1 protein-coding gene is annotated in these 2,097 nt (G+C 61.2%); it reads left to right on the top strand.

The features are described from left to right. Nucleotides 1-2,097, top strand: a 2,097-nt coding sequence (locus tag ABX749_RS30765) for an Ig-like domain-containing protein (RefSeq protein WP_372899400.1), incomplete at both ends; no start/stop codon positions are given.

The raw sequence follows: 2,097 nt of genomic DNA, 5'->3' as shown, positions 1-2,097 counted from the left end.
TGTCGCCCAATCAATCGACGCCGCCGGCAATCTCAGCCCCTTCACCGCGGCTCGTTTCATCACCTTTGATGACAAGTTCATCGCACCGACCATCGGACTGGATGAAACCCAGCGACGTGATGACCTGGGCAGTCCCCTTCATACCGATTCCTCCATCGTTTCATTGGTCGGCCGCGCCGAACCGGGAACTCGATTGCAGATCCAGGGGAAACCGAACTTCGCCGACGCCGATGACTTCGGAGCTTTCACAATCGATGATGTCCGTCTCGGCGCAGGCGTCAACCCGCTGGTCGTCACGGCAACGGACATCGCGGGCAATGTTCAAACCGTCGAAATCGATTTGACCTTTGTCGACACCGACGGTCCCACGTTCGACGTGAACCTGGTCAACGACACCGGGCGCAGTGCCACCGATCGACGCACACAGGATCCGACGATCTCCGGCACGGTCCGCGACGCGTCGGCGATCGTGTCGCTCTTCGGGTCTTTGAACGGATCGCCGCCGCTCGACGTCACAGCCGCCCTGGTCGAAAACGCCTTGATGATCGACTTGTCGACATTGGAATCCATTGCCGGTCAGAGCGTGGCTGACGGACGTCATCTGCTGACACTGTGGGCAACCGATGCGGCTGGAAATGAATCTTCCACAGACTTTCAGTTTGACCTGGACCGTCAAAGCCCGCCGCTGCAAACCCCGCCGGACCTGATGACGTCCAGTGATCTCGGCCACAGCGATCAAGACAACTTGACGTCGAACACCGAGCCTGTGGTGCGTGTGTTTGCCCAGCGGGGAGCATTGGTCAAGTTCTACGTCGATGGAACACTGTCCGGCGAACTCTATTCCACCGGCGCGGCACAGTACACGTTACCGAGTCTCGACAGCGGAACGTACAACGTCACCACCACCATCGAAGACGCCGCGGGAAACGTGGCCGGCCCATCGGAGCCACTGGTGTTGACGATCGATGCGATCCCGCCATCGGGCCTTACCCTGGAATTGATGCCGCTGCACCAAAGCAGCGTGCGGGCCAATCATACGACCGATGCCCAAGTCAGCTTGATCGGAACCGCCGAACCCGGTAGCCGAATCACGATGCCCGGGCAGCGAGAAACACCGATCGCCGATGCCGCCGGCACGTTCTTCTTCATCACCGACCTGCAGGTTGGGTCGAATGAGTTTCGTGTCAGTTCGGAAGACCCCGCCGGAAACCGAACGGAACAGACCGTTGTCTTCACACGCGGAGCCGTTTTACCACCGGAATTCACGATCACGAGTGTCATCGACCATGCGATCACGCCGCCAACCATTCAAGGGCGATTGCGTAGCGAAACTGCGATCGCCGTCGCCGAAGTCAGCACCGACCCGAACTTCTCCGGTCGCGTCGTTGACCTGACGGCGTACACCACCGCCGATCGGTTCGTGTTGACACCGTCCGACGTCAACGCGATCCATGGCGCGCCGTTTATCGACGGCGATCACGCGCTGTACTTTCGCGCGACCGACAATCAAGGCCGAACAAGTGCCCCGACAGCGCTGACCTGGACCCGAAACACGGCAAGCCAAGCTGGACTTCAAAGCTCGGTCACGCCGTTGGGCGATGACTACCGCTATGTGATCACCGCAACCGCCGCAGCCAACACCAGCAAACGACTCGACGCGATCACTTTACCGATGGCCACGGGCGTCACCGCAAGTGACTTCGTCGTCCCCGCGTCCTGGTCGGTCGCCTACTCGCCGGGTGACTCCGCCATCAAATTCTCACCCGTTGACGCGGCAGGCGGACTCAGCGGTACCGGCGAGTTGACGTTCAGCTTCACCGCAACGACTGCGCCGACCCAAACGATCGCCACCGCGACGATGGCGGACTTGGCAAACGGCGCTTCGACCCGGCACGCCTCCGTGTCGCTTGCCCTTCCCTCGGCAACCGATGCCGTTGCGGTGCCGGATTACTTCCGCGGCAACGCATCCGAGACGCTCTCCGTCGACGCTTCCCTTGGCCTGCTCGCCAACGATGCTTCTGGTGTCACCGGAGTGTTGGTCGCCGACGATGCGACTCGCTGGGGAGCAAGCATCACGGTCGCCGCCGATGGCAGCTT

The organism is Stieleria sp. (assembly GCF_041595215.1).
Classification (GTDB): domain Bacteria; phylum Planctomycetota; class Planctomycetia; order Pirellulales; family Pirellulaceae; genus Stieleria; species Stieleria magnilauensis.
This window is presented reverse-complemented; position numbering and strand designations above follow the sequence as displayed.